At 72.0% G+C, this 7,132-nt stretch carries 2 protein-coding genes; one reads left to right on the forward strand and one right to left on the reverse strand.

All coding sequences use genetic code 11. The features are described 5' to 3' along the window. Nucleotides 1–429: 429 nt before the first annotated feature. Complete coding sequence (locus M0P34_RS12335) at nucleotides 430–2,316, reverse strand: patatin-like phospholipase family protein (protein ID WP_291499571.1); 1,887 nt, start codon at nucleotides 2,314–2,316, stop codon at nucleotides 430–432. A 207-nt stretch (nucleotides 2,317–2,523) separates the two neighbouring features. On the opposite strand from M0P34_RS12335, the gene M0P34_RS12340 reads away from it, so the two are divergent. Further along, on the forward strand, nucleotides 2,524–7,113 hold the full coding sequence (locus tag M0P34_RS12340) for a glutamate synthase-related protein (RefSeq protein WP_291499573.1): 4,590 nt from the start codon (nucleotides 2,524–2,526) through the stop codon (nucleotides 7,111–7,113). The last annotated feature ends 19 nt before the right edge of the window (nucleotides 7,114–7,132 follow it).

The following is a 7,132-nucleotide window of genomic DNA, read 5'->3' on the forward strand; positions in this document are numbered from 1 at the left end:
CAGGAGGGAGGCATGCCGGGCGGGCCGGGGCTCTTTTTCAAGGGGCTGGCTGGCAATACCGCTGAGGATTCTTTGTTTTTTCTGTCCCCCTGTGCGCCCCCTCCGCACACAGCGCCGGGGAGCCGATCTTTTCGCGCTCCCGGGCCTCTGGCCGCCTGCCCCTGCGCACATCGCGCCGGAGGCCCAAGCCGGAGACGCGGAGAAAGGGCGAACCCCTGTGCGCCCCCTCCGCACACAGCGCCGGGGGCCTTCCAGTCCGGCGAACCTGGCCGTCCAGCCGCCTGTGCGGTTCCTTGGTTCACCGCGCCGGGGGCCTTTTGCATCCGCCGCCAGATCCCGGGGTCGCGGCCCTCCGGATTCTGGCGCGGGCCGGGCGGGCCGGAAGCCTTCGGGGCTGCGTGCGGCTTGCCGCTTCCCGGTCCTTCGCCGCTACTTGAACTCCTGCGGGTAGCGCCCGGCCTTGAGGAAGACCGGGTCCAGGAACCGCAGGGTCACCCAGGCCGCGGCGGCGCCTGCCAGGGCGACCACGGTGTGGATCACCACCCGGCGGAAGAGAAGCGCCGGGGTGTGGGCCCACTTGGCGATGCGCACCACGCGGGCGATGTCGGGCAGGAAGAAGGCCAGCGCGCCGAGCAGCAGAAACACGGCCTGCCAGAAACCGAGGCTCACGCCCACGCTGACCCCGCCGCGCAGCATGGCCAGCAGGGCCAGGACGAGCACGGCGGCCAGGGCACAGGCCGCGTAGCGCAGGCGGCGGCACAGGGCCAGGGGCTTGAGGGCCGTGCGCTGGCCCACGCGCAGGATGTCCAGGAACCCCTGGGCCGGGCCGCCTGGGCGGTCGAACTCCGCAGCGATGGCCGAAAAGCCCCAGGGGCCCGGCGCCGGTGCGGCGCCGGTCGCGGATGTGTCCGCGCCCAGAGGTCCGGCGCCGGACGCGGTGGCGCCCTGGGGCCCGGCGTCGGTCGCGGGGGGGGCCGGGGCGAGGGTTCCGGCGTCGGGCGCGGGTTCATCCCGGGCCTGCGCCCCCGCGCCGGGCAGCAGGGCGGTGGCCAGGCGGTGGCCGTCGAGCATCAGGGCGCAGGCCTCCACGTCATTGAAGGAGTCCAGGTCCGTGCGCAGGCGGGACAGAAGGTCCTGCACGGCGGCGGGGACACCGGGAACGGGCTGGTCGGGAGCCGGGACGTGCCCGCCGGTGCCGGGCTCGCGGGCGGGGTTGCCCTGGGCGTCGATCCAGGGAACGCGCCGCACGGGCAGGCCGTGGCGCAGGTGGAGCAGGGTGGCGGGCGGGGTGTGCGCGCCGAGCAGATCCATGAGCTGCTCGTCGCGGGTGCGGTCCATGAGGATGCTGTTGGACCGGGGCACCACCGAGAACAGGCTCGGCGCGGGCTCGGCCACGTCGTCCATCTGGCCCGAGGCGTCGCTGACGATGAGCTCGGTGCATTGGCGGGCCAGCAGCGCCTGGACGCCCTGGTTGTCGTAGACCCCGCCGTCCACGAGCTCCACGCGCACGCCCTCGGCGTAGAGCCCCGAGAGGGCCAGCGGCGGGAACACGCCCGGCACGCAGGCCGAGGCGGCCACTGCCAGCCCGAGCTCCATGTCCTTCTGGGTCGCGGTGTTGGCGTAGGAGTCGGGGCGGCAGAGGCGGAAGTTCTTGTCCACGCAGCAGACGGCCGGGTCCGCCGGCGGCTGCTCGCCCATGGTCGAGGCCTCGAAGAGCCAGCTGTGGCCGTCGTTGAGCACTGTGGCGTTGATGAGCAGCACGGGCACCTTGGCGCGGCGTCCGGCGTTGTCGCGCATGGGGTGGAAGGGGTCGCTCCCGGCCCAGCCCGCCGGGCGGACGCGCAGGTCGCGCATGCGGATCATGCCCGGGGCCGCGCCGGGCAGCACGCCCTGGTAGAACACGCTGTCGTACAGCTCGCCGATGCGGTCGCTACGCGAGTAGTCGCGCCGGAACATGCGCAGGTTCTTGCGCGGGTCCAGGAAGGTGCGCATGCGCACGTTGGTGCGCACGCCCTCCAGGAAGCGTTTCTCCACGGCGGCCACAAGGTCCAGATAGTCCTGGCGGGCAATGGCCTCGTCGGGTTTTTCCTCCAGCAGGCGCTTGAGGAAGAGGTAGTACAGCGCGCCGACTATGGAGCCTCCGGACACGGTGGACAGGGCCTGCACGTCGCGCAGGCGATCCAGTTCCGCCAGCCGCGCCAGCACGCCGATGTGGAAGAAACTCGCGCGGAAGCCGCCCCCGGAAAGGGCCAGCCCCAGGGCCGCGCCGGAAAAGGTGCGCACGGGACGTCCCGTGCAGGCGTCGTGTGTCGTCATGGTTCCCCCCTTGGGCCTGTGGGGCCCTGGCCACCGCATAGCACCTGTCGGCCGTAAAATCCAGCAACGCATACCGGACAGTATATCCGCCGCGGACTCGGGAGTGATTGTGAAAAATGGCACCCGGCTTCCGCTTCGCGCCCGGGCGCGCTAGGGTGTTCATCCCTTTTTCGAATCAAGCCTGCCACGACCACCGCGAGGACGCCCATGCCACTGCCCCGGCAATCCGCCCCTGTCCGCAGCTCCCTCGTCGAGGAGCGCGACGCCTGCGCCATCATCGCCTTCATCGACAAGCGCGGCCACAGCACCCACGCCAACATCGTCAAGACCATCGAAGCCCTGAAGAAAATGGCCCACCGCTCGGGGGACATCAACGACGAGGGCGACGGCTGCGGCATCATGGCCGACATCCCCCGGGAGCTGTGGGCCCGCAGGCTGGAGGCCGCCGGGCTTTCGCCGCACCTGGCGGAGTCCACGGGCTTTTTCGTGGGCCATTTCCTTGTGCCCCACGCCTTGCGGCCCCGGGCGGCCGAGGTCTGCGCCGCGGCCCGCGAGGTCTTCGCCGCGCGCGGGGCGGAGGTCGTGCTCGAACTCGAGGGCCGTACCCGCGACGACGAGCTGGGACCGATGGCCCGGGCCGAGGCCCCGCTGTTCTGGCAGGTGGCGGGCCTGGCCGCCGAGGCCGACCGCGACGATGTCGGCCGCCTGCTCTTCGACATCGAGCGCGAGCTGGAGCGCCGGGAGCCCGCGCTGCACACGGCGTCCCTGTCGTGCCACAGCGTGGTCTACAAGGTGCGCGGCGTGCCGGACCTTTTGCCGCGCGTCTACCCCGAGCTGCGCGACCCCGACACCCGCTCGCGCGCCTGCCTGGGGCACAGCCGCTATTCCACCAACACCCTGCCCACGGTGGAGCGCGCCCAGCCGTTCTCCATGCTCGCCCACAACGGCGAGATCAACACCATCGAGCGCCTGCGCAGCTCCGGCAGCGTGCTGGACATCCCGCCCGTGCCCGGCGGCAGCGATTCCCAGGACCTGAACCGCGTCCTCGAAGGGCTCATCAACCGCTACGGCTTCGACCCTCTGGAGGCCTTCGCCATGGTTTTCCCGGCGGTGCACAGCGAGGTCGAGCAGTACCCCGAGGAGCTGCGCCGGGTGTACGGCTTCTTCCGCTGGTTCTTCCCGCCCTCGGCCCAGGGCCCGGCGGCGGTCATCGCCCGCCACGGCGACGTGTGCATGGGCAGCGTGGACGCCCTGGGCCTGCGCCCGCTGTGGCTGGGCGAAAGCGACTACGACTACTACCTGTCCTCGGAAAAGGGCGTTGTGGACTTGGAGGACACGGCGGGCGACCCCAGGCCCCTGGCCCCCGGCGAGAAGGTGGCCATCCTGAGCACCAAGGGCCGCCGGGCCGTGGTCTTCGACTACACGGCCTTCCAGCGCCGGGTGCTGCGGCTCATGCAGGCCCGCAGCGGCCTGCTGGACAGCACGGACGCGCTCTACACGGCCATTCCGGCCCAGAAGGGCGAGCCCGTCCACCTGGAACACCTGCTGGCCGACGGCGCCGCGCGCATGGCCACGGCGCGCATGACCGCCGAGCCCGTGCTGGCGGCCCTGGGCTGGCAGAAATACGACGTGGAGACGCGCAAAAAGACCGCCAACGTGGGCAGCGCCATCATCGGCTCCATGGGCTACCAGGGCCCCCTGGCCTGCCTCAACGAGCAGGGGCTGCCCAACATATCGGAATATTTCAAGGAAAATGTGGCCGTGGTCACCAATCCGGCCATCGACCGCGAGCGTGAGGCCGACCACTTCACCACGCGGACCATCCTGGGCGACCGGCCCGACGCCGAGGGGCGGCGCGTGCCCGCCGCCGTGGGCCTGGAGCTGCGCATGCCGCTGCTCCTGGGCGGCTGCCTGGACAGCGTGGTCTGCGGCTCGGCCCTGAGCCGCCTGGCCCACGCCTTCGGCACCCAGACCCTCGACGACGTCTTGTCCTTTTTCACCGCCCAGGGCCGCGATCCCCGGCGCGTGGCCATTCTCGACGCCACCTTCGAGCCCGGCAGCGGGCTGGCCGCCCGTCTGGACGAGCTGGCCCGCGAGGGGCGCGAGGCCGTGACCCGCGGCGCCGTGCTGGTGGTGCTCGACGATTCGCGCTCCTTCTCCGACGGCCGGGTCTACATCGACCCCGGGCTGGCCCTGGCCTGGATCGGGCGTGATTTCGACGCCCGGCGCCTGCGCCGCCGCTGCTCGCTCATCGTGCGTTCCGCCGCCGTGCGCAACCTGCACGACGTGATGTTCCTGCTGGGCCTTGGCGCCGACGCCGTGAACCCCTACATGATCTGGCGCATGGCCCGCGAGCACGCCACCCCGGAGCGCCCGGCCGAGACCGTGCTGCGCACCACCCTGGACGTGCTGCAAAAGGGCATGGAGAAGGTCATGTCCACCATGGGCATCCATGAACTGTGCGGCTACGGGCGCATCTTCGCCTCCATCGGCCTGTCGCCGGAGCTGGCGGAGGTTTTCGCCTGTCCCAACTTCTGCCCGTCGGACAGCGCCGGGCTGACCCTGGCCCGGCTGGAGGAGCAGGCCGCGCGGCGCCTGGCCCTGGCCACCGGCGACCAGGCCGCGAAACTGTGGGCCGACCCGCCGCGCAACGCCCGGGTGGGCCGGGTTCTGCGCCGCGCGGCCCTGGGCGAGGCCGACGCCGCAACCACGGCCCGGGCCCTGGAGGACCTGGAACGCGAGGCTCCCGTGGCCCTGCGCCATGTGCTCGGCTTCGCCGACCCCCAGGGCGTGGCGCCCCTGGCCCCGGAGGACGTGGACCTCGCCGTGGGCAGCCACGCCATGCCCCTGGTCATCCCGGCCATGAGCTTCGGCTCCCAGGGCGAGAACTCCTTTCGCACCTACGCCGAGACAGCCCTGCGCCTGAACATCGTCTGCATGAACGGCGAGGGCGGCGAGATTCCCGACATGCTCGGCAAATACCGTCACAACCGCGGCCAGCAGATCGCCTCCGGACGCTTCGGCGTACACATGGGCTTCCTCAACTCGGTGGACTTCCTGGAGATCAAGGTCGGCCAGGGCGCCAAGCCCGGCGAGGGCGGGCACCTGCCCGGGCAGAAGGTCACGGCCATGGTCGCCCGCGCGCGGCACTGCAAGCCCGGCATCGGCCTCATCTCGCCCTCCAACCACCACGACATCTACAGCATCGAGGACCTGGCCCAGATCATCACCGAGCTGAAGACCGCCAACCCCCTGGCGCGCATCTCGGTGAAGATCCCGGTCACCAGCGGGGTGGGCACCATCGCCGTGGGCGTGGCCAAGGCCGGGGCGGACATCGTCAACGTCTCGGGCTTTGACGGCGGCACCGGCGCCGCCCGCGAGCACAGCAAGAAATACGTCGGCCTGCCCGCCGAGATCGGCGTGAGCCAGGCTCATCGCGCCCTGGTGGAGTCCGGCCTGCGCGCCCAGGTGGAGCTGTGGTGCGACGGCGGCCTGCGCAGCGGCGCCGACGCCCTGAAGATGATCCTGCTTGGCGCCGACCGCGTGGGCATGGGCACCGCCGCGCTCATGGGCGTGGGTTGCGTGAGCTGCCAGCGCTGCCACCTCGACACCTGCCCGCGCGGCATCTCCACCCAGCTGCGCAGTTGCGAGGAGGCCCGGAGCCGGGGCGTCAAGGGCTTCACCCCCCTGGACCGCGAGGCCGAAACCGAAAACCTGGCCCGCCTGCTGACGAACACCGGCCAGCAGATGCGCGCCCTGCTGGCCGGGCTGGGCGTGGCCCGCGTGCGTGACGCCGTGGGCCGTACGGACCTCCTGCGCCAGCGTTCGCATTTCCAGGCCGTGGACCTGGCCGAGCTGCTGCGCGCCCCGGCCCAGGACGGCGCGGCGAGCCCCGCCGGGGCCGTGCGCGTGGTGCGCAAGCCGCTGAACTTCCTGACCCGCCTCGTGTCGGATATCTCCCTGGACGAGCTGGGGTCCGACGCCGTGCGCGAGGTGCGCTACACCGACCGCTCCGTGCGCAGCGTGGACCGCGCCATGGGCACCTATCTCGCCGGGGCCGTGGTCCGGCGCTTCGGCACCGAAGGGCAGCGCCGCGCCCGCCTGCGCCTGGACGCCTCCGTGCCCGGCAACGGCCTGTGCGCCTTCAACATCCCCGGCATCGAGGTCATGGTCGACGGCGGCGCCCAGGACGGCACGGCCAAGGGCAGCTTCGGCGGGGCCTGCGGCGTCTTCAAGGGCGCCAACCTCCTGGGGCGGCGCGTCGACGGCTCCACGGGCAAGAGCTTCGCCTACGGCGCCATCGCCGGGACCCTCATGGTCCAGAACTACGCCGACTCGCGGGCCTGCATCCGCATGTCCGGCGCCGACGCCGTGTTCGGCGCGCGCATCACCGCCCGCCTGCGCGACGAGGATGGCAACATCGCCGCCCGCGCGCACCTCAAGGGCTTCGCCTTCGAGTACATGACCGGCGGCCGCGTCGTGGTCCTGGGCGATCCGGGGCCGTGGATCTGCTCGGGCATGACCGGCGGGGTGATCTACCAGTGCCTCTATCCCGAGTTCGGTTTCACGCGCGCCAGCCTCACCCGCCGCCTGGCCTCCGGCGCCGACGTGCGGATCACGCCCCTGACCGCCGAGGGCGAGGCCGACGTGCGCGAGCTGCTGGAGCGCTATTGCGACGAACTGCGCGCAAGCTTCCAGGACGAGGAGGCCGAAGCCGTGCGGGCGCTGCTGGCCGAGGTGCGCCACCGTTTCGTGGCCCTCGGCCCGGCCCACGCCAACCCGCCCAAGGCGGAATAGGCGCCCCGGGGTCGGCCCG

Source organism: Desulfocurvus sp. (assembly GCF_023230885.1).
In the GTDB taxonomy this organism is placed as follows: domain Bacteria; phylum Desulfobacterota; class Desulfovibrionia; order Desulfovibrionales; family Desulfovibrionaceae; genus Desulfocurvus.